Consider the following 22275-nt stretch of genomic DNA (forward strand, 5'->3'; position numbering starts at 1 on the left):
CGCGTGCTCCGTCTTCACCGTTTGGGCGTGGTCGATGTGGCGTTCAACGTCTGCCGCAACGCCAGCCGATTGATCTGATCACTGAACGAGCCGGATCTTGGAACTTCTTTTTTTGGCGGCGCCTTGTCCTGCGCAATGGCCTTGTGAAGCCGTTGCATTTCCAGTTCCTTGTGGGCGAACACCGACACATCCGGCAGCAAGCCGTCCGCGGACAGCGAAATCGCGCCATGACGCGCCTGCATTCGCGCGTCTTCGTAGCGCGACAAGCGTTGCAAGGCTTCGATGGTGCCGGTCAGCGACAGCGGCACGCCGTCTTGCGCCAAGCCGTCCGCCAGCGATTCCAGCGAAATCTCGGGCGGCAGCGCCATCCCCGGACGCTCGCCGCGCACCAGCGCATCCAGCCATTGATGCAGCATCAAGGCATCGCGCACAGCAGGCGTGACGTAGACCGCCGGGTCCAGCGTCAGGTCGGACAACGGCCCGCGCGGGCCGTACTCGCGAATCAGCGCATGCGGGTCCGTGCTAGCGACGTAGATCGCATCCATGTCCAGCGTTATGGTCAATAGCGCCGAATCCGTCTGGCCGCCCCGGTCGCTCACGGTATAGACGAAGACGTCGCGCAACAGCGGCCCCTGTCCGCGCGCGGCTTCCACGTCGGGGTTGCTCAGATCGATTTCATAGGTGTAGCTGCCGTCGGCGTTCAAGGTCAGGAAACCGTAGCGGCCCGTCAGCCGTTGACCGATCTGCCCGGTGGTAACCGCCGAGCCGCCCTCGCCCGCCGTGCGCACGCCTACCACGGTCAACTGCTCGTTCGCATCGACGTCGCTGTCATTGACCAGCACGTTGCCCTGCGTAACAGGCGGCCCGCTTACATCGTTGACGTTGCCGGTGTCGTCACGCGCAACCGGCGTGTCGTCCTGGCCGTGCAGGGTGATGGTCAGCGTGGCTTGCACCGCCGCGCCGGCGGCGTCCGTCAGCGTGTAGGTGTACACCTCGGTCAGCGTTTCGCCGTTGGTGCGTAGCGCCTGGACACGCGCGTTGTGGTTGTCCACTACATAGCGGTAGGTGCCATCGGCGGCCAGCGTCAACGTGCCGTACAGGCCGGCCGTCATTCCGCCCACCTGCCCCGGCGCCCCCAAGCCGTCGATACCCCCGACGCGAATGGCGGACACCGTCTGGGTGTCGCCCGCATCCACGTCCGTGTCATTGGCAAAGACGTTGCCCGTGGGATCCAGGCCGGCAGTGCCGTTGTCGCGGCCGCCCGCCTCGATCGCAATGGCTTGATCGGGCAGCGCTACCGGCTTGTCGTTCTGGCCCAGGATCAGGATGCCGATCGACGCCTGGTCGCTTGCGCCCTGGTCGTCGGTCAAGGTGTAGGTGAAGGTGTCGATCAGCGTGTCGCGCAAGGTCCGCAGCGCCTGGACCTCGGGCAAATCGTTGTCCAGCGTGTAGCGGTAGGTGCCGTCCGCCAATACCAGCAAGGTGCCGTACTTGCCTTGCAAGGGCACGCCTACGATGCCGGCCGTGCCGGACCCGCCTGCCAGCCCCGTACGGATGTCCGTGATGGTCAGCACCCGGCCTTCGACGTCCACGTCGTTACGCGTCAAGTCGCCGCTGGCATCGCGGCCGCCGGATCTGCCCGCGACGTCGCCCTGTTCGATGGCGACACCGATGATGGGCGCCGCCACGGGCGGATCGTTCACGCCAATGACGGTGATGTCCAGCTGCGCCAGATCCGTCAGGCCGCCAGCGTCAACAACACGGTAGGTAAACGAATCCACCAACTGCTCGCCCGCCGCCAGCGCCGCGACCTGCTCGTTGCTGGAGTCCACGTGGTAGGTGTAGCGGCCATCGGAGCCGATCTCCAGCCAGCCGTACTGACCGTTCACGCGCACGGGCGCACCCCCCACGCTGACCAGCGGGCGCAAGGGGTCTTCCGTACCGGCACGAATGCCATTCACCGCCTTGGTGTCGCCGGCGTCCACGTCCAGGTCGTTGCCCAGAACCTCGCCGGTCGCGTCAATGGGCGCTACCACCGACGAACCCGCCGTGGCTGTGCCGGTGTCATTGACCGCCTGGGGAGTGTCGTAGCGGCCGGCAATGGTGATGGTCAGCACGGCCGTGTGAGTCAAGCCGCCCGCGTCCTGTACGGTGTACGTGTACGTCTCTTGCAGCGATTGCCCGGCGCGCAGTTGCTGCACGGCGGCCAGCGCGTCGTTGACTGCGTAGGTGTACGTGCCATCGGCCGCCAGGCGCAGCGTGCCGTACAAACCGGCCGAATCCCCGCCGATCACGCCCGCTGCGTTGCTGCTGTTGACGACCGCCGCAACGCTCATCGTGTCGCCCGCGTCCACATCCTTGTCGTTGCTCAGCACATTGCCGCTGGCCGCCTGGCCCCCCGTGCCATTGTTCACCCCGCCGGCTTCCTCGGCCGATCCCGTATCCGGCGTGGCGACAGGTGCATCGTTCGCGCCGCGTAGGGTCACGGTCAGTTGCGAGTCACTGAACAGCCCGCCCGCGTCCGACACGCGAAAGGTAAAGGTGTCGATCAGCGTTTGCGTGCTAAGCCGCAGTTGCTGCACGGCGGTCAGGTCGTTATTGACGGTGTAGGTGTAGCTGCCGTCTGCGTTCACACGCAAGGTGCCGTACAAGCCGACCAGCTCAGTGCCGGCGGCATAGCTCATCGCGCCGCCCTCGGACAGGGCGCCGGCGCGGAACCCGCCGATACGCAGGGTGTCTCCGTTGTCGGGATCGGTGTCGCCCGCATCCAGCAGGTTACCGGTGGGATCAAGCCCGCCCGAGCCGTTGGCCGTGCCGCCCTTCTCTTGGGCCAAGGCGGTTTCGTTGTCGGACGTCGGTGCGTCATTTGCACCGCGTATCGTAATGGTCAATTCCGCCACGTCGGACAGACCGCCGGTGTCGGTCGCCTGGTAGCTGAACGTTTCGCTCAAGCTCTGGCCGGGGGCCAGCGCGTTGACCAGCGGATTGCCGTTGTCCACCGCATAGGCATAGCTACCGTCGGGACGCAGGGTCAGCGTGCCATAGGCGCCTACCACCGTGATCACGCCGCCAGGGCCGTCGACAACCGGCGGGCCGGCCGCGCCGGTGCGCGCGCCGGTGACGGTAAGGGTGTCACCGCTGTCCACGTCTTCGGCGTCGTCCAGCACGTTGCCGGAGGCCTCCTGGCCGCCACTGGCGTTGTTCGTGCCGCCCGCTTCCACCGCCTCGTCCGTATGGTTCTTGACGTCCGGAGCATCATTGCGGCCGAAGATTCGGATGCGCAGTTCGGCGGTGTCGGACAGCGTGCCGTCGCTGACGGTATAGGTGAAATAGTCGACCAGGGTATCGCCCGCCGTGCGCAAGGCCTGCACGGCGGGGTCGTCGTTATTCAGTTCATAGGTGTAGCGGCCATCCGCGCCCAGGACCAGCTTGCCGTATAAGCCCGTCAGCTCCTGGCCAATGATGCCGGTGCCGCCGCTACCCGCTGCCTCTCGGCCGGTACGGATACCGACCACGGTCAGCGCATCGCCATCCGGGTCCGTGTCGTTACGCGTGACGTCGCCCGATGCGTCCAGGCCGGGCTGGCCGTTTGTCACACCGCCCGCCTCGACGGCCACACCGATGATGTCGCTGGCTACCGGCTGATCCTGCACCCCGTGGATCACGATAGCCAGGGCGGCTGACGACTTGCCGCCCTGGGCATCCTGCAAGGTGTAGATGAAATTCTCGGTGGCCGTCTCGCCGGGATTCAGCGCGATCAGGGCAGGACTCAAGCTGTTGATTTCGTAGCGATACGCGCCGTCCGGGCCGATGAACAAGGTGCCGTACTGGCCAATCACCTGCACCTGGCCGGGGCCGGTCAGGTCCTGGTCGACGCCGCCCGACAGGCGGATCTGGCTGACGGTGTCACCGGCAACGTCGTTATCGACATCGCTATCGACCTCACCGCTTGTTCCGGCGTCGCGTTCATCCAGAATGACGTTGCCCGCCGGGTTCACGGGCGTGCCAATGACGGTGCCGTTGGCCGTATCCACGCGAGCCGTGTAGCCGTCAGCCACGTTGTCGCGCGCAACCGGGTTGTCGTTGGCGCCGTTGATGGTGATGGTAAGGGTCGCTACCGCGTTCAAGCCACCCGCGTCGGTCACGGCGTACTGGAACACCTCGGTCAGGGTCTGCCCCGCGTTCAGGGCCTGGACTTGCGGATTGGCGTCATCCAACACATACGCGTATGTGCCGTCCGCGCCCAGCGTCAGGGTGCCGTAGCGGCCTGTCACCGGCGCCGCATCGTCGCGCGTGGTGCCCGGCGCCACCGTGACCAAGGCGCCGAAACCGGTGGACAGCAGCGGGCGCGCAAGCGTCACGGTGCGCGTATCGCCCAGATCCACATCCGAATCGTTCGACAGCACTTCGCCACTGACCGGGCCGCCGCCGGTGTCGTTGTTCGTGCCGCCCTTTTCCGTGACGGCTGCGGTGTCGGGCTGCGCATCCGGGGCGTCGTTCGCGCCACGAATCGTTATGGTCAGACTGGCGGATGACGTCAGTCCGCCAATATCGCGCAAGGTATAGCTGAAGCTCTCGGTCAGCGGTGCGCTGGACGCCAGCAGTTGCTGCATCGCCGCGCTGTCGTTGTTCAGCACATATTGGTAGCCGCCCAGTGCATCCATGTGCAGTTCGCCGTACACGCCGACCAGCACGGCCGTGGTGCCGGGCGCCACTGCTTCCGACGTGCCCCCCTGGGAAATGGACGTAACGGTGAGAATGTCCTGATTGGTGGCGATATCGACATCGGTGTCGTTAGCCAACACGTTGCCACGCGGGTCGACCCCCGGCGTGCCGTTCAGCACCCCGCCCGCCTCGACGGCTTCAGCCGTGTCATCCACGCCCTGCGGCGCGTCGTTCACCGGGGTGATGGTGATGTCTACCGTGGCCGAGGCGCTCAGATTGTCGTCGCCCGTTTCGAAGGGGACGCCATCGCCGTCAACGTCACCACGCTGGCCCTGGTCATCTACCCGGATCACCAACGTATCGTCGCCGTTGTAGTTCGCGGAAGGCGTATAGGCCAACGTGGCCAGCGCCAAGTTCAAGTCGTCCTTGGTGCCTTGCAAGGTCACCGTGCGGCTGTTCAAGGCCCCGGCCACCACCGTTGCTCCGCCCAGGGTCAGATTCAACCCGCCATGCCCCACCGTCAGCGTCACGCGGATCAAGCCCGATCCGGAGTCCGGGTCGTCCACGCTGACGCCCGGGATCAGCAGCGTGGTGTCTTCGTCCACCGTTTGCGCGGCTGCCGGCGTTACCGTGGGCGCGTCGTTGCGTTCCACATAGCCGATGTTGCCGGCGGCGCTTGCGCCCAAGTCACCGAACTGTGCGCTTACCTGCGCCAAAGGCGTGCCGCCATCGCTATCGATACGGACATTCAATTGCCCCACGGGCGGCGCCAAGGTAATGCCAGGGGCGGCGTCGATGCGGAAGACGCCGGCGCCCAGCACGCCGAAATGGTAGTAACCGTTGGCGTCGGTGGTGACCGTCCACGCGCGGTTATCGGCGGCGGTGGCCAGATCGTTGTCCGCGCCGCCCCATGTCAAGGTGACGGCCTGGCCTTGCAAGCCCGGACCGTCCGGCGTGGTGCTGCCGGTAGCGCTATCGGTGTCGTTCCACAACACGCCGCTGATAAGGCTGACCCCGGCGGCGTCGCTGTCCAAATAGGTATTGGGCGCGGCCCCGGCGCCGGTGCGTTCGCCGCCGGTCGTGCCGGCTACGCCGACCGACGTGCCGGCATAGCTTTGGAAGCTGTCGGGCAAGCTGGTATACGCCACGCGCGCCTGCGTGTCGGCCAACAGTACGTTGTTGGGCAAGTCTGCGGTATAGACCAGGCTGACGGTCTGGCCGACGGCCAGCCGGTCCATCGTGACCGTGACGGTGTCGCCCGCTACCGTCACGGTCACCCCTGCCGGATACGCGCCGGGCGTGTACGCCACCCCGTCGATCGTCAAGCCCTGCACCGTCAGGTTCGATCCCCCCGAAGGCAAGGTATCGGTCAACGCCACGTCATAGGCGACGGCGCTGCCGGTATTGCCGAAAGTGACCGCGTAGGTGGCTTGGCCCGTGGCCCCCGCAACGCCCGGGTCAAACGCGGTGACCGCTTTATCCAGATTGTCGATCTTGGGTTCCACCACGCGTTCGATGGCGGAATCCGTGCTGGTGCGCACGTCGCCGCCACTCAGGAAATCGGCCTTGACGGCCAACTGCTGGCCCGCCACGACGCCCGAGGCGTTATCCACGCGCACGTTGAACTCGAAATAGATCACCTCGAAATCGGCGTCGTTGTTGGCGTTGACAAGTGTGCCCAGTTGCAGCATGACCGCGCGCGGGTCACTGGTGTTGATGTTGGCCTGGTTGATGACACCGGTCGCGCGGGTGCCGGACAGGTCGGGCGCCAGCAGGCTTTGGCTTTCGTCGGTAAGGCCGCCGTTAATGGCGACGCTGCCGGACGCAATCAATCCCGCCAGCGTCGATTGCAAGCCCGCCACGCCGCCCACGCTGTCGGCAATGAAGCCCAGCGTGGCCGTGCCGTCGTTCATGAAGGTCAGGCCTTGCGGCAGCAGCACGCGTATGGCGGCGGCGGGGTCCGTGCCTTCCGGCACCACGAAGGCGACCCGGTAATGGATGATTTCGCCTACCGCCACGTCTTGCGGGTCGGCAGTGGAAGGCGTGCCGGCAGCGGTGTCCGTCAGCCCGCCCACGTGGCTGATGGTGGCGTCGGCCGCGACCCGCTCGGACAAGGTGTTGCTCAGCTGATAGTCGTTCAGCACGCCGCTGGCAACCACGCCGTCAACGCCCGTGCGCTCTGCGGCCGCCGCGCCATTCAAGCTGGTCCACTGCACACTGACCTGGTTGTCGACCGAGCCCTGGGTGCCGGTCAGCGCATTAAGGGTGCCGGTAACGCGCAACACCACCGCGCCGCCTTTCGGGATATCCAGCTTGCTGCCGTCCGCCGTGCGCAGTTCGCCATTCTGAATGATGAAATCGCCGGAACCCGTGATGGTGGCGCCGGTATACAGCGTTACGCCGATAATCTGCGCGTCGCTCAACTCGGTGGGCAGCACGTCGCGCAAGGTCACGTCAAACGCGTCGACATCGCTTGCCGCCGTGCCATTGCTGATGGTGATCGTATAGGTCAGCGTGTCGCCCCGGTCCACCCCGACGCTTGACCCGGTGCTGACCGCCGTTTGCGTCACGCTTAACGTCGGTTCAACAATGGTGACGGTGGGCAAAGCGCCCTGCGCTGCCACGTTGCGATCGGCGGGCGTGACGCCATTGGGCGTGTCGCCATCCGGGTCGGTGTAAGTCAGCCGGGCGTCGTTGATCAGCAGCGTGCCCGCTTGATTGGATTGCGCGTTCACCGCAAGCAACGCCACGCGGATCACAAAGCGGTTGTCGGCCGCGTTGTTGTTGCCGGCGGCGGAACTGGCGCTGAAGGTCATCCGCACATCGGTACCGTCCGTGCCCGCCGTGCCGCCGATGCCACCCACGCTGGCCACCGCGACCACGCCGGCGAAGTCCGCGCTCAGCGCCGTGCTGCCGGCCCGCGACGTGATCAGCAGGTAGCCACCTGTGCCAAAGCTCGTGTCCAGCGCCATCCCGGCCGGGATCAGGTCGTCCAGCCGCAGGTTCTGGGTTTGGCCTTCAGGCAGGGTCACGATGATGTCGTACAGCATGCGTTCCCCCACCACCAGATCGCTGCCGCTGGTGTGCGGCGCGCTGGAATCGGTGGGGTCCAGGCTGCCGCCCGCAAAGACTTTTTCAATGATGGGCGCGGCAACGGCGGCGTCGGCCGTATCGGTCAAGTCGGTGGGCGTGAAGTCGGCGCCGTCGTTGGTGCTGGCATAACGCGTGAGCACGGCGGCGCTGCGCAGGTTTTGGCTGGCGGCCACCGACGCGCTGGCGACGGTGTCATAGGTAATGACCACAATATTGCTGCCCGCCGTATCCGCCGCCGAGCCGGCGCGGCCCGCCAGCAGCGACGCTTGCCCGCCGGCATCCAGAAACGTGATGGCGTTGCCGTTGACGACATAGTCGACATTCAGCTGCAACACGGTGCCGTCGCCCCGCGCCACGACCAGGTTGGCGGCAGCCAGGCTGCCGCCCAGAAATCCCAAACCCGCCGGCAGCTGCACCGTCGTACTGACATCAAACGCGCCGCCGCCGCCCGTGTTTTCGATGCCAGTGGCAAGGCGCACAACGTCGCCGGCGTCCATGCCGGCCACGCTGCCTTCAAGCGCCGTCAGATCCGTGATTGAGCCCGTAAAGGCGGGCCCGGCCGACCCCGCCCCCGACCACGTGCCAGTCGTGCCAGTGACGGTACCGCCCGTGGATGCGACGACGCCGTGCGTGATGGACAAGACCGGTTCAGCCACGGACTGAATCAACACGGTATCGCTGCTGATCAGTTGCTGCTGACCAATGGTCGTCAGCTGGTTCGATTGGCCCAACACGGTAATGGAACGTTGATCGGCAAACGGCTGGTCGGTCACACGCAACGTGAACAGCACTTCGATGCGATTCTGGCCCGTGGGGTCGGCCTGCATGGCGTAATCGCCAAAGTCAAACACAAGGGAATCGCCCGCACCGGCCGTGACCGACTGCACAGTACCGGGGTGGGTGTCATTCAAACCGTAGGACCAGTTGTGGTCGCCGATGCCTTGGGACCAGGCGCCACTTGTGTTGAACAGCGGCAAGGGCAGGTACGCGGTCAACTTCAGGTTTTCGTAGTCGCCGGTTTGCAGGTCGTAGCTGAGGCGGAAGGTCACCACGTCGCCCGGCTTGAGCTCGTAGGACGGCGACACGATGTTGCCGTTGACCTGGAACACGCCGATATCGACGGCACTGGTGGGGATGGTCAACGTCACGTCAGAGCCGTCGCTTTCGCTACCGCCCAGGTTCACGCGGTTCTGCACGACGGTGCCTTCCAGCACGGCGCTATTGCCCAGCGCATCCCCTTCGTTGATTTCGGCCTGCGAATAGTTGCCTTGGTACGCCTGATCGACCTGCGCCTGATAGTTGACCGTGGCGCGCGTCGCGCCCTGCTGCGTGCCGTTGCTGGCGATATCGCCCGCCAGGATTTCCAGCGGCAGGCCCGCATTGCGCAGCGACGCGGCAATGTCGAACGTGATCGGCGTACCGGCGGCGGTTTTCGTGCCCAGCGTGTAGACCAGCGCCACCGAATAGACCTGCCCGTCTTGCGTGAAGGTCAGCACCGGCTGGCCGGAAAAGGTCATGCCGTTGCCCAGCATGTCGGTCACGGAAAGCTGCCCCTGCCCCAACACGGTCTTGCCAAAGGCAAAGTAATCGGACAGCGCAATGTCGTACCGAAAGCCCAGCGTATCGCCCGGCGACAGGCCCGCAATGCCCTGGTCCACCGCGATGCCCGCAGTCTTGTGCAGGGTGATGGATTTGGCGACAAAGCTTGCCGGGTCGCCGATGTCCACGACGGGCAGCAGCGGCAGCGGCGCAGGCACGTCGCGCGGGTCCAGGGGGTGCCATCCGCCGGCCACGGTGGGACTTCCGATGTCGATCGTGCGGTTATCGCCCGATAGCGGGTCCAGCACCGCAACACCGGCGGCATCCGTCTGGGCTACGTAGAACTTCACCAAGGTGTCGGCCGGAGCGGACAGGCTGGCGTAGCTGACGGTATAGGCCCTCAGATAGGGCGAGGTCGACAGCGCCGCCGTAATGGCGAACTGCGACGTCAGCTCGGTGCCGTCCGCCAACACCAGGCGCGTAATGACGCCGCCCGCATCGGGCGTAATGCTTTGCACGCGGATCGTATCGGGCAGCGTCTGGTTCAACACCAGGTTCTGCACGGTCTGGCCGGGTGCGGGCGTGGCCGTTACGGTCAACGTGTGCGGAAAATTCTCGCCTGTAACGGTTTCGCCTTCCACCATGTCCAGCGTCTGCGTCACGGTCAGCGGCGTGGAGCGCAGCGCATAGGTGTCAAACGACGCCTCCAGAATGGAGGGGTCTTGCTGCGGGTTGTCCAGCGCGTCGTTGCCATATTGGAAACCGCTGCGCAGGCTGACAAGGTGGTCTTTGTTCACGTCCGCCAAGTCGCTCATGTGCAACTTGATGTCGACCACAATGGCGGGCTGGTCCTTGCCGAAGCCCGCAAACGGTAGCTCCAGCACCACGAGTTGATCACCGGCCCGGTACCCGTAGTCCGACGCCCGAATCACCAGCGCATTGCCGTTGGCGTCGCGCGCCAGCGGATGCAAGGCCGTGCCGTCGGCGCCGAAGGTGACGACGTGGCTGACCAGATTGATACCCAGCGCGCTGGCCGACACAAAACTGACGCCATCGTCACCGTCGAAGCCGGTAGTGGGCAGCAGTACGTCGATAAAGGGCGCGTAGCCGGCCTGGGTCGACGGATTCGTCATCGTCACTTGGATCAATGCGTCGCTGCCCAAGAGGATGTCGGCGGATGAACCGTTGACGGTCAATGTCGGGTCGGCGTTGGCCATCAAGCCCTGATAGGCGGCCAGGGCAGCGGCGTCGACGGCCAATCGGCTTTCGATCGGGCCGGTGGATGTTTCCAGCAGCCAGTCGCCGCCCTGCCCCGCACTGCCCGTGTCGTTGGTGGACGCCGCGATATCGGCACCCGTCAGCGTGGCCATGGTGGCCATCAGGGCAGCGCCCGCCTGGCCTTGGCCCGTGTCGCACCCATAGAGCAGGATGTCGGCGTTGGCGCTTAAGTGCGAGCCCCAACCTGAGGTGCGCAGCGTATCGGCAGACTGGGCTGACAGCACGCTGCTGCCCAACATCATCTGGCCCGGAGTGCCGTGTCCCAGGATCTGGATGGCGTCCACTTGCCCCAGGACATCCAGCGCAGCCTGCACCGCTGCGACGCCGTCGCGCGCGGCGTCCACCACCACGACTTTCGTGCCTGGCGTGGCGCTATTGGCAAGCGCCTGCGCGCCGCTCACACGCGCATCGATGACCAGCACGCTTCTGGCGGCGGGCGTATCGGTGGGCGCCGCATCGGCATGGGAGGCATCGGGTTGGGCATTGTGCTGTTGATCGGCAGCCACAGCGCCAGCTGCGTCGAACAATAAACGCGGTTCAAGAGCCAAGCTCCTTGACGTCGGATAGAACGGCGAACGGTCTTCCTGTTGCATGCTCAGGCTCCCTCGAAATCGGAGGTGCTTACTGACGCGGATCAGCCGCGCCGGCCAGGGTCAGGACGACCCGGCCACACGAAGCGGCACGGCGTCTTGCCGCGTCGCATGCAGGGGCGCTGGCAGGCCTTCTAGGCGGTATGGGGCGGGGGGATAATTCGAGGAAACGAAGCAGTACCGTAACAACCGTCGCATGGGCTTCTCCAACAAGCGAAGCGATTCATAGCAGTTCCCCGCGCCGTCGGGCGGGACACGAACATCGGACGCGTACTCGTTCTGTAGCAATTCAGAATACTCTTGCCCCCAACGTTCGTGTCAAGAAATATCAACGTACCTGCTCAGCTTTTGCACCGGTAAACCAGCGTAAATAGGCATTGCCTTGGCTTGCCGCCGCTAACTCGGTGTCGCTGCGGGCCCAGCCCTCGCGATCGCCTTTGTAAGCCGCCAAGGCGCTGGCATAGAACAGGTCTAATGCCCTGCGTTCAACGTCAATTGCACGCGTCACTTCGGCATCGGCCGTCACTAGCGGAGGCTGGTTTCGCTGGGAAAGCAAGGCGGGCAACGTGTGAATGACCTCTCTTGGCCGCACCCAGGTGGCGTACTCGATCGCTGGCCGGTCATCGGTGACGGCGGGCGTTGAGCCCGCGAAGTTGGCCAGGCCGTTGCGGTCCGTTACCCAGGTGGCAAGCAGCGCTGCCGGCGACGCGACCCCGACTTCCGCCAGAGCCGCCTTCACTGTCGGTTGGGCAAAGCGTTCGGCAATGCGGGCGGCGTCCAACGGCAACGGCTCCATCGAACCCACCATCAGCATTTCATGAAACTCCGTCGTCCAAAGCGAAGCGTGCGGAAATACATTGATGAAGCTCGCGACCAGCGCGCGGGTGTCGTCCAGATTCTGTGTGGGCAACGGCAGCCATTGCGCCACGATGCCACGCGGGTTCAGCCGGGCTGCCGCCAGTGTGTAGAAGTCCTGCGAATACAGATTGACCACGCCCGCCGCCGATGGCGGAGGCGGTTCAAGCGTGATGAGGTCGTAGCGTTCGGTGTTGCGCAACAGTTCGCGCCGCCCATCGTTAAGGCGTATTTCCAGGCCGGGGTCCGCCCAGGCGCCATAGCTGCCCTTGAACAACGGCGCGGCGTGCAACACGCCAGGAAGCAATTCAGCGACCACTCTGCGGTCCAGGCCGGCATAGCGCGACAGCGCGCCCGCCGTGATGCCGGTGCCGTAGCCGATCACCAGTGCGGAACGGGGGTCGCCGGCATGCACAATCAACGGCAACAGCGCTTGCAATCGCATATAGCGCAGCGACGGCATCGCGTCGCCCGAGTTGGACACGCCCTGGATATACAAGCGGCGGAATCGCCGATCGCCTTTGCCTTGCTCCACCACCGCGACGGTGCCGCCGTGGTTCTCTTCGTAAAACACCAGTTCTCCGCCTTGCGCACCCGGCAACAGACGCGCCAGATGGTCAACCGGCATGGCTACGCCGAGGATTACGGCGGCGCCCGCGAATGCCGCGCTCAGGCCTTTTGCCATCGGCGAAGAGGACCGCGCGCGCCATATCGCCGCAGCGCCGACGCAGCAGGCAATGACCGTCAACAGCGCCAGGCTGCGAACGGTGCCCAGGTAGGGCAGCAGCAGGAAGCCCGTCAATGCCGTACCGGCGATGCCGCCCAGCGTGTTCCAGGCCAGCACCGCCCCCGCGCCCTGCCCCCGGCGTTCGGCGGCTACGGCAATTCGCAACACGGCGGGAAAGGCCGCGCCCAACAGCAGCGTGGGCAACAGCACCAGGGCGCTTGCCGCCACGGCGAAGCGGGCGGCCATGCCGGCCATATCGCTTTCTGTCCAACGCAGGATGGAAGCTTCGGCCACGCTTTGCGCGCTGACCAGCCAGCGTCCCAGCAGTGCCGCTTCGACCAGCGCAATCAGCCCCGCGCCGGCCACCAGAAACCCAAAGACGCGCCACGGGTCCCCTATCCTGCGTTCGCAGCGTGCGTACAGCGCCGAGCCCACCGCCAAGCCCACAAGATAGACGGCCAACACGATTGAAAACGCGAATGCGCGCGTGCTCATGAACGGCACCGCCATCTGCGACCAAAGCACTTCGTAGCCCATGGCCACCGCGCCCGCAACCGCATACAGCCCCAAGGCCACGCGCGCGTCGCGAGGCATGGCAGGCGTCGGTGCGCTCACGCCGGGCGGCACTGCCTCGGCGGCGGGCAGCGGGGTTTTCCGGTGCAGCGCGCACGCCCCCAGCGCGGCAAGCAGGTTCAGGCCGGCCGCCGCCCAGGACGCGCCTTGCACACCCATTGCGGGAATCAGAAAAAAAGCCGGAAGCAAGGCCCCGACGATTGCGCCACCCGTATTCGCGGCATAGAGCGTGGCACCCGCCCGGCCGATTCTTCCGGCGCCTGTCGCGCGCAGCAGGACCGGCAAGGTGCCTCCCATGAAAAACGGCGTAATGCCTACAACGAAGACGACGGCCACCCAGGCCAGCAAGGGGCTGAAGGCTTCAACGTGCGCAAAGGCCGGCGCGCCCATCCCAAGTGCGATGGTGACCACCACACCCAGCGCCGCAATGGCGGCTTCAATTCCCGCATACAGCAGGAACGGCCGCGCGGACCGATCTGCCTGTCGGCCCAGCACCCAACTGCCCGCCGCCAGCCCCAAGAAGAACGCGCCAACCGCAGCCGCGATGGCGTGCACCTCCACGCCGACGATCAGTGACAGTTGTTTGATCCACAGAATCTGGAAAATCAATGACGCCACGCCGGACAAGGCCAGTAGCAAGGCCGCGGGCCACAGGGTCGTCCGGGCAAGCAACGCCGCGCCTGCCGCGGGAATCGCCGCCATGGGGCGCGCGGATGCATTCATTGTGATGTCCTCAAATCAATCCACCAATGCCGGCGTCGGGCGCGGCGATAACACCGCGCCCGACCCTCAGCGCTTACTTGCCCTGCTTTTTCGCTTGCTGCTCGAAGTATTCCTCGATCTTCTTGTCCACTTCCTTCTGCACCTGATCGGTACTGAAGCTGGGCGGATTCTGGCTGGGCGGCCAGTCAATGAAGGTTTGCAGGAATTCCCCTGCCTTGGCGGACCCGATAAATGCCAGATACGCGTTCTTCGTGAGCCAATCGTTGTACTGATCGGAAACGACGTCGGCGCGTTCGTACGGGTCCATGCGCAGGTTGAACACCTTGGGCACGCGCAGGCACACAAACGGCTCCTTCCAGACGGCAAAGCCACCCGGCGACTTCTGTTCGCAGAAAACGACCTTCCAGTTTTCGAACCGCATGGCAACCAACAGGCCGTCATCGTTGAAGTAATAGAAGTCCTCGCGCGCGCTCTTGTCGCTCTTGCCCGTCAGGTAGGCCAATTGGTTATAGCCGTCCAGGTGCACCTTGAAGTCCCGGTTGGCGCCGTTGGGACGCCAGCCTTTCAGCAGCTGATCCTTGACGCCCTCGTTGCCGGCGGCGGCCAACAGCGTCGGGAACCAGTCCAGTCCCGAGACGATGTCGTTCTTGACCGTGCCGGGCTCGATATGGCCCGGCCAACGGATCATCGCCGGAACGCGGAAGGCGCCTTCCCAGTTGGTGTCCTTCTCACTGCGGAACGGGGTGGTAGCGGCGTCGGGCCAACTGAATTGGTTGGGCCCGTTGTCCGTCGTGTAGATCACGATGGTGTCCTTGGCGATGCCCAGGTCGTCCAGCTTTTTCAGCAGTTTGCCAACGTCCTGGTCATGCTCCCACATGCCATCGGCATAGTCGTTGCCCGGCATGCCGCTCTTGCCCTTGTGTGCATCCCGAATGTGCGTGAACAGGTGCATGCGGGTGGTGTTCATCCACACGAAAAACGGCTTGTCGGCCTTGCCATGCTTGTCCAGGTAATCCAGCGCCGCACCCACGGTTTCGTCGTCGATGGTTTCCATGCGCTTGGTGGTCAATGCGCCGGTATCCTCGATCTTGCCGTCGGCTGACGCTTTGATCACGCCACGCGGCATGTAGCTTTTGATCACCGGGTCCGTGGGATTTTTCGGGAAGTACGGGCGCTCGGGTTCTTCTTCCGCGTTCAGGTGATACAGATTGCCGAAGAATTCGTCGAAGCCGTGCTTGGTCGGCAGGAATTCGTCGCGGTCACCCAGGTGGTTCTTGCCAAATTGCGCGGTGTTGTAGCCCTGGCCCTTCAAAGCTTGCGCAATCGTGATGTCTCGGTCCTGCAAGCCCACGGGCGCGCCGGGGATGCCCACCTTGGACAAGCCCGTGCGCCGGGCCGATTGGCCGGTGATGAACGTTGACCGCCCCGCCGTGCAACTGTTCTCGGCGTAGTAGTCGGTGAAGATCGCGCCTTCGTTGGCAATGCGGTCGATATTCGGCGTCCTGTAGCCGACCACCCCTCTTGTATAGGCACTGATGTTGGCCTGCCCTACGTCATCCCCGAAGATGACCAGGATGTTCGGCTTTTTACCGGACGCCTGACCCTGCGAGGTCGACTGCGTATTCTGGGACTGCGCATAAGCGCCGCCCATCACCGCAAGCCCGCTCGCGGCCACCAGCGCCGCGCCCAACCATCGTCTTGCTTTCATCATGACTGCTCTCCTTGCCCAACAGGGCCATGTACTCCCAAGTCACGCTTGCTCAAGGCTTTTCAAAGTCGTATATCCGTTTCCACTCCGTCTTCATGTCAACCACCGTCCATCCACTGCGCTGGGCTTCGTCCAGCGCGCGGTCCAGGCGCCCGATGCTGGAGTCCCTGTCGTAGGCCCACTCGCGCTGCGCGTCGGTATGGTGGACGATGCCGGCAAAGCGTTTACCCGCGCCAGCGGTCGTCCACTGCAACATTTGAAGATCGCCATCGGAGTTGCCGAAGGCCAGTAGCGGGCGGCGGCCGATGTAGCGTTGGATGGCTACCGGCTTGCCCGGGCCATCGTCGTTGAACTCAAGCTTGCCTTGACGCCACAGCACGGGCTTGTCGCCGCGCATCTCAAAGGTGGTGGCAAAGCCGCTGCCGATGACTTGCTCGGGCGGCACGCCGTAGGCGGCCTGCGCCCAAGGACGCATGAACTCGGTTTCGCCACCCGACACGATGTAGGTCTTGAAGCCATTTGCGCGCAGGTATTCCAGCAGTTCGCGCATCGGCAGGAACGTCATCGAGGTGTAGGGCTGGTCAAAGCGCGGATGCCGAGCCGTTGCCGTCCACTGGCTCACGCTTTTCGTGAAGTCATCCACCGACATGCTGGTGTGCGTCGCACCCACGATCTTCAACAGCCCCGCCTGCCCCGCTTTGGCCAAGGCCGCTTTGTCGCCGTCAATTGCCGCCTTGAACGGCTGGCGCTTGGCCCATTCCGGGTGCGCAGGCGCCATTTCCTTGACCCGGTCCAGCGCGAACAGCACCTCGAAGTACAGGGGCTGTTCGGACCACAGCGTGCCATCGTTATCGAACACCGCGATGCGTTCCTCGGCCGCGACAAAGTCCGGGCTGCCCGGCTTGGTCACCGCCTGCACAAAGTTCACGATAGCGGTGCGCGACGGTCCGTCGCTCCATGAAGGCAGCTCGGCTTGCGGCGGCGACGCCTTCTGTGGCGAGGCGCATGCCGTCAACAGCGCAAGGGTCGCAACCGCCAGCCATGTCGCCCAGCCCTGCCGTTTTTCAGTTGATTGCTTCATCGTTCGCGTCCTTGCGCATTTTGCGCAGTTGCTGTTCGCCCTGCATGGGCTAGGTTCAACTCCTGGGGTAAGCCATGCGCCGGAGCCGGCTTTTGCCTGCCGCGCCACGCTTTTCTCCACTGAAGCGATGACTTGGTCAGCAGACCGCGCCATGCCGGGACGGCCTGCGGCGCGCCATAGACGTCTTGCAGCACGGTCGCTGCCGTCTGCCGCGCGCCCGCGCCCAGTGGCGCCACCGCCGCGCGCAGGTCGCGCGCGCCGGCAGCCACGCGCAGCCATCGATAGAAAGCGCCAAGCTCGGGCGACTGCGTGCGCGCTTCACGCCGCCATGCCCGCCAATGCCAGGCTTCGCTTGCGCGGCGCGCGGCGGCCGCGCGCGCGGCACGGGCGCGCAAGGCGACGGCAAGGCGCCGCCACCAGGGCCACGTAAGACTAAGCCCGACCAAGGCCGCCAGCAGCCCCGCCGACCATGCCAGCCACGCGGTGGGAATCACCCAGCGCAGCCCATGGCGCAATCGGGCCAGATCTTCGGCCAGCGAAAACGGCGGCGTGACGGTGGGCGCTGACGCCACCGTGACATCCCGCCCGGGCAGTTCGGATTTGGCGAGTTGCCCCGTTGCGCCGTCGCGCCATCTGACGGTCAGCGGCGGCAGGCGGAACGCGCCTGCCTGCTGCGCGACGTAATCCGCGCGGTCGATCCGCTGGCCGCCGACAAAGCCGCCACGGCCGTCGTCCAAGGTGGTTACTTCCGGCTCGCGCGGATAGCGCTTGAAGCCGGGTATCTCCGGCAGTGCCACGGCGGGCAGCAACATCGCCTGCACGCCTTCGGCCCGCTGCGTCACGGCCCGCGTGATCCGTCCGCCCACGATCAGCGGGTCGGGGGCCAGCGAGAACTCCTGCGTCACGTCCATTTTTCCCGCCGCCACCGCCTGACCGGCGCTCGCCGTCTGCGCCTGCACGGAAAAGGAAACGGGTTTGCTTGCCCCGGATGCCACCTGGCCGCCCGGACCCACCTTGGCCGTCACCGACAAGGCTGATACTTGCATGGCGCCCGGCGCCGTTGGGCTGATCACATACGTATAGCGCAGGCCGCTGTAGGACACGCCGCCGACGGTATCGCGAACCAGTTCGCCCTCGCCTTGCGGAGCCGTCACCAGGGCGCCCGGGATATCCAGCGCGGGCAATACCGGCGGTTGCGTAAACCAGGTCGGCGTCAGCACTTCAAGCTGCAAGCGCAACGTCGCGCCTACGCGCACGTCGGCGGGCGCTTGCAAGGTGGCGGTGACGCGCAAGGCCGGCGTGTCTTGCGCGGCCGCGACGCTGGGCAGGCCAATCAGGCCCAACAGGCCGATGAATCCCAGCAGGCCAGACATCGACACGCCAGGCAGGCCAAACCAGCGGGTGGCAGAGCCCGCCAGCAACGTCAGGATCCGGTGCACGCTGCTCATGGGCGCCCACCCGCCGCCGCGTCTTCGATGGCAAACCGGCTACGCAAGAAACGCGTCGGCGACAAACTCAGGTTGCGTAACCACACGTCTTCGGACGCGGCCTGTGCGGCGGGTGCGTCGACCATCTTGCCGGCCTTTGCCGTCTTGTCCGCAATGGTCTGATCCGGCGGCTCGGCCTGTTGGCCCTGCTGTTCCTGGCCCATCGCCGCCAGCAGCCGCTGGACGATGCCCCGGTTGACCATGGCGGCCTCCCACCCGGGGCGCAATTGCAGGGCACGGTCGTAGGCGTCCAGCGCGGCGTCATATTGCCGAAGGCGCGTCTGGGTATTGGCCACGTAGAAGGCGCCTTCGGGCGTTTCCAGCTTGGAAAAAGCGGCCAGTGCGTCGGCGTATCTACCCGCCTGGTAGGCGGCCCGCCCCTTCCAGTACGGATCCTGGAATCGCGCGGCGGCCTCTTCATAACGGCCGTTGTCGAATGCCAGCCGCCCCTGCTGGTCCGCCGTCAGGAAAGCGTCGGCCAATGGACTGGCGCGCGATTCGGCCGGCAGGCCCACCGAGACGGCAATGAGGGCGGCGGCCGTCCACGCCACGTTCCAACCGCGCCGCACCGCCAGCAACGCCAGCAGCGCCAGCGGCCAGCAGAGCCAATAGCCGGCATCCTTCCAGTGAATGGCGCCAGACTGCGCGTCTTGCACCGCCTGGAAATGCTGCTGGGCGTGCAGCGTGATCCAGTCCAGGTCGTCCGGCGTGCCGGACAGACTCCCAAGCGGCGCGCCCGCCGCGCTCGCCAGGCCTTGCAACGCGTCCTTGTCCAAGCCCGATTGCCCCACCGCCATCACCAGCACCTGCAAGTCGGCCGCTGCCTGGGCGCGCTGGCGTACCGCATCGAGGCTGCCGGCGTCCGCGCTGTCGGTCAGCAACAGCAATGTGCCCCCTGCCCGTTCGGCCTTCAGCACTTGCGCGGCCAGGGCGATCGTGCCTGCCGCGTCGCGCCCTTGCGTGCCAATCAGGTCGGAGGCCAACGCCTGGGTAAACAGGTCCAGCAGGTTCGTGTCATCCGTGGGCGGCAGCACAAGATGACTGGTGCCCGAGTAGGCGATCAGCCCCGTTTTGGCGCCGGCGCGGCGGGCGGCAAGATCGCGAATCAGAAGCTTGGCGGCTTCCAGCCGCGTGGGCGGCAGATCCGCGCCGTCCATGGACTGCCCCAAGGCAACGGCCACGATCAGCGGCGCCACATTGTCCAGAAACTCCGGTTGGTCGCGATGCCACGCAGGGCCCGCGGCCGCGACCGAACCGATGGCCAGAATCAACGCCAACGCATCGATGGGGCGCGGGCCCCGGCTGCCCGGTGAGCGCACGATCAGATACGGCAACAGCTCGGGTGAAATCCGGCTTGCGCGCCCGGCGGCATCCCCTTCGCCGCGCCGCAGCCACCACGCCAACGCCGCCGCCAGCAAGCCAAGCAGCCACCAAGGCCGCAGGAAATGGAAAGCGCTCAGGTCGATGTCCATGCGCCTCCCGTCTCCGCCTGCCTTTGCGGCGGGGCCTGCACGCGGCGCAAGCGCCGTCCGGAGATGGCAGCCACGCCGTGCCAAATTATCAACAGGCAAAGCGCCAACCCCAGCGGCAGCCAGAAATAATCGCGTTTGGGTTGATGCCGCAACGTCTTGACCTCTTGCGGCGTGATGCGGTCCAGGGTGTCGTACACCGATTGCAGGCTGGCCAGGTCTCGGGCCTTGAAGAACTGCCCGCCGGTGGCGCGGGCGATGGATTCCAGCACACCGAAGTCAACCCGGTCTTCACCTGTCGCGGCGGGATCGCCGATGCCGATGGTATGCACGATGATGTGGTGCTGGGCCGCCAATGCGGCCGCGCGCGCGGGCGGCACGGCGCTGCCGGTGTCATTGCCGTCGGTCAGCAGGATCAACACCTTGTCGCGTTCCTTCGCGGCATCCAGCATCCGTATGCCCAGACCGACGGCGTCTCCGATGGCCGTGTTGGGGCCGGCCATGCCCACGGCCGTCCGGTCCAGCAACAGACCCAGCGCGACGTGGTCGCCCGTCAGCGGCGCCTGCGGATAGGCGCTGGTGCCGAAGACGATCAGCCCCAGCCTGTCGTCCGGCCGTTTGGCGATGAAGTCCGCCACCACCGCTTTCACGGCTTTCCACCTGGATTCGGGTTGGCCCTGGGCGTTGAGGAAATCTGCCGTATCCATCGACTGCGAAATGTCCACGGCCAGCAAGACATCGCGCACTGCTTCGGTATGCGTCAGCGGCGGTTCAACCCATTGCGGACGCGCCAGCGCCAACACCATCAGCAACCACACCGTCACATTCAGCCAGAGCTGACCCCGGCTAGCCCGAACGCCCGGCCGTGTTGGGGATTGCCCCGTAATGGTGGCGACGGAATCGAAGAACGGCACGCGCAGCGCGTTGCGCTGCTGTACATAGGCAGGCAGCCAGCGATAGACGGCCAGCGCCAATGGCGCGGCGGCAAGCAACCAGGGATATTCAAGCCGCCACATGATGCTTCACCATCCACTGGCGGCTTGCCCGAATCAGCTGCGCAAGCGTTGCGCTATCCAGCCGGCGCACCGCCTCGTCCGGCGCGTACGCCAATGTGCGCATCAGCTCCGGCGAGCCCTTGGGAAAGGCGCCCGGCACAGCGCGCTCCAGGTAGGCCAGCCAGGCGTGGCCGCCAAGCGAGGCCACGGCGGCGCGCGCTGCCGGCGGCTGGGCGGCCAACGCCGTGCGCTTAAGCAGCGCAGGCAGGCCGCGCGCCGCCAAGGGGTTGTTCGCGGCCTCTTGCTCAAGCCGCCGCAGCGCTTTCAGCGCCTGTCGGCGGTACAGATTGCGACGATGGTGGCGCCAGACGGCCATTGCCGCCCATGCCCCCCCGACCAGCGCCACAACAGCCAGCACGGCCCATCCCCACGTCTGTGGCCAATACGACACGGCCGCCGGCAAGGGCAGTTCGCGCAACTGGTCCAAGCCTGGCAGCGCGTCGCTCATCCCGGCGCTCCTTGTGGCGGCGGCGCGGCCCGCATCGTAGCCTGTTTGCCTAGTTCGCGACGCAGCTGCGGCAGTTCTTCTTGCGCCGCGTCGATGGACAACAATGGCACGCGGCTGCGGCGCAGCAGGTCGGCTACCTGACGAAGCCGGTCGCTGAAGAAATGCGCCAGCGGCTCGCGTTGGCGCTGGCTGCCCACCGCGACTTCCAACTGAAGTTCGCCTTGCGTAACCACCATCCGTCCGCGCTGTGGCAGCTGCTGCGCCATCGGGTCGAACACCAGCATGGCCAGCACGTCATTGTGCGCGACCAGCAGGCGCAGCGTGCGCAGCGTCTGCTCGTCCGCGCCGGCGAAATCACTGATGACGCAGACCAGGCAATCGTGCGGCGCGGTCAGCAACGCACCGCGCAATGCGCGATTCAAGCTTTCGGTGGCGGGGGCATCCGGACGCGACGCGGACAGGTCGGCATTTGCCCGCGCGACTTCCGCCAGCAATGCACAAACCCGGTCGCGGCTGCGCAAGGGTTTGAATGCCCTGACCCCGGTGTCGTCGAACACCAGGCCGCCGACACGGTCCCCCGCCCGATAGGCGATCCATGCCGCGATGGCCGCAAGCCGCGCCGCCACGGCGCACTTGAAAGCACGCACCGATCCGAAGTACATGCTCATGCGTTGATCGACGACGACGATCGCCGGGCGGTCCCGCTCTTCGGAATACGAGCGTACGAAGGGCTTGCCGTAGCGCAGCGATGCGCGCAGGTCCAGACGCCGCAAGTCGTCACCGGCGACGTAGCGGCGCAACTCGGCAAAATCCAGCCCCCTGCCCCGCAACCGCGACCCGTGCGGGCCGGCAAGCACGCTGCTGATCGGCTGGGTAGCCCCGAACGACAATCCGCTTGCCGCCGCCTCTAGCGCGATCAATTCGGACAAGGGCGGATAGACCGGATGGGGCGCGCGGTTCATGGCGACCTGGTTCATGGCGACC

The 22275-nt window shown here is 65.7% G+C and carries 9 protein-coding genes; all 9 read right to left on the reverse strand.

The genetic code is table 11. From position 1 onward, the window contains the following. Window positions 1-14 precede the first annotated feature (14 nt). Complete coding sequence (locus AC6LJY_RS06835; RefSeq protein WP_498135572.1) at window positions 15-11081, reverse strand: cadherin-like domain-containing protein; 11067 nt, start codon at window positions 11079-11081, stop codon at window positions 15-17. Window positions 11082-11493: 412 nt separating this feature from the next. Then, a complete protein-coding gene (locus AC6LJY_RS06840; protein WP_498135573.1) occupies window positions 11494-14043 on the reverse strand; it encodes a spermidine synthase in 2550 nt (849 codons plus the stop codon). Between the two features lie 73 nt (window positions 14044-14116). Then, the gene (locus AC6LJY_RS06845) at window positions 14117-15751 is read right to left on the reverse strand and encodes an arylsulfatase (protein WP_498135627.1); all 1635 of its coding nucleotides are present in this window, start codon (window positions 15749-15751) and stop codon (window positions 14117-14119) included. Between the two features lie 52 nt (window positions 15752-15803). Beyond that, window positions 15804-16832, reverse strand: a complete 1029-nt coding sequence (locus AC6LJY_RS06850; protein WP_498135574.1) for an HAD family hydrolase — start codon at window positions 16830-16832, stop codon at window positions 15804-15806. Then, complete coding sequence (locus AC6LJY_RS06855) at window positions 16829-18280, reverse strand: BatD family protein (protein ID WP_498135575.1); 1452 nt, start codon at window positions 18278-18280, stop codon at window positions 16829-16831. Before AC6LJY_RS06855 ends, AC6LJY_RS06850 begins: the two co-directional genes overlap by 4 nt. After that, window positions 18277-19791: a VWA domain-containing protein gene (locus AC6LJY_RS06860; RefSeq protein ID WP_498135576.1), complete on the reverse strand. Its 1515-nt coding sequence runs from the start codon at window positions 19789-19791 to the stop codon at window positions 18277-18279. The genes AC6LJY_RS06855 and AC6LJY_RS06860 overlap by 4 nt, the downstream gene beginning before the upstream one ends. Further along, complete coding sequence (locus AC6LJY_RS06865) at window positions 19776-20804, reverse strand: VWA domain-containing protein (protein WP_498135577.1); 1029 nt, start codon at window positions 20802-20804, stop codon at window positions 19776-19778. The genes AC6LJY_RS06860 and AC6LJY_RS06865 overlap by 16 nt, the downstream gene beginning before the upstream one ends. Next, window positions 20791-21291 (reverse strand): DUF4381 domain-containing protein, encoded by a 501-nt coding sequence (locus AC6LJY_RS06870; protein ID WP_498135578.1) that lies wholly within the window; start codon window positions 21289-21291, stop codon window positions 20791-20793. The genes AC6LJY_RS06865 and AC6LJY_RS06870 overlap by 14 nt, the downstream gene beginning before the upstream one ends. Continuing rightward, the gene (locus tag AC6LJY_RS06875) at window positions 21288-22253 is read right to left on the reverse strand and encodes a DUF58 domain-containing protein (RefSeq protein WP_498135628.1); all 966 of its coding nucleotides are present in this window, start codon (window positions 22251-22253) and stop codon (window positions 21288-21290) included. Before AC6LJY_RS06875 ends, AC6LJY_RS06870 begins: the two co-directional genes overlap by 4 nt. Between the last annotated feature and the right edge of the window lie 22 nt (window positions 22254-22275).

The organism is Achromobacter sp. RT286_PF (genome assembly GCF_059760425.1).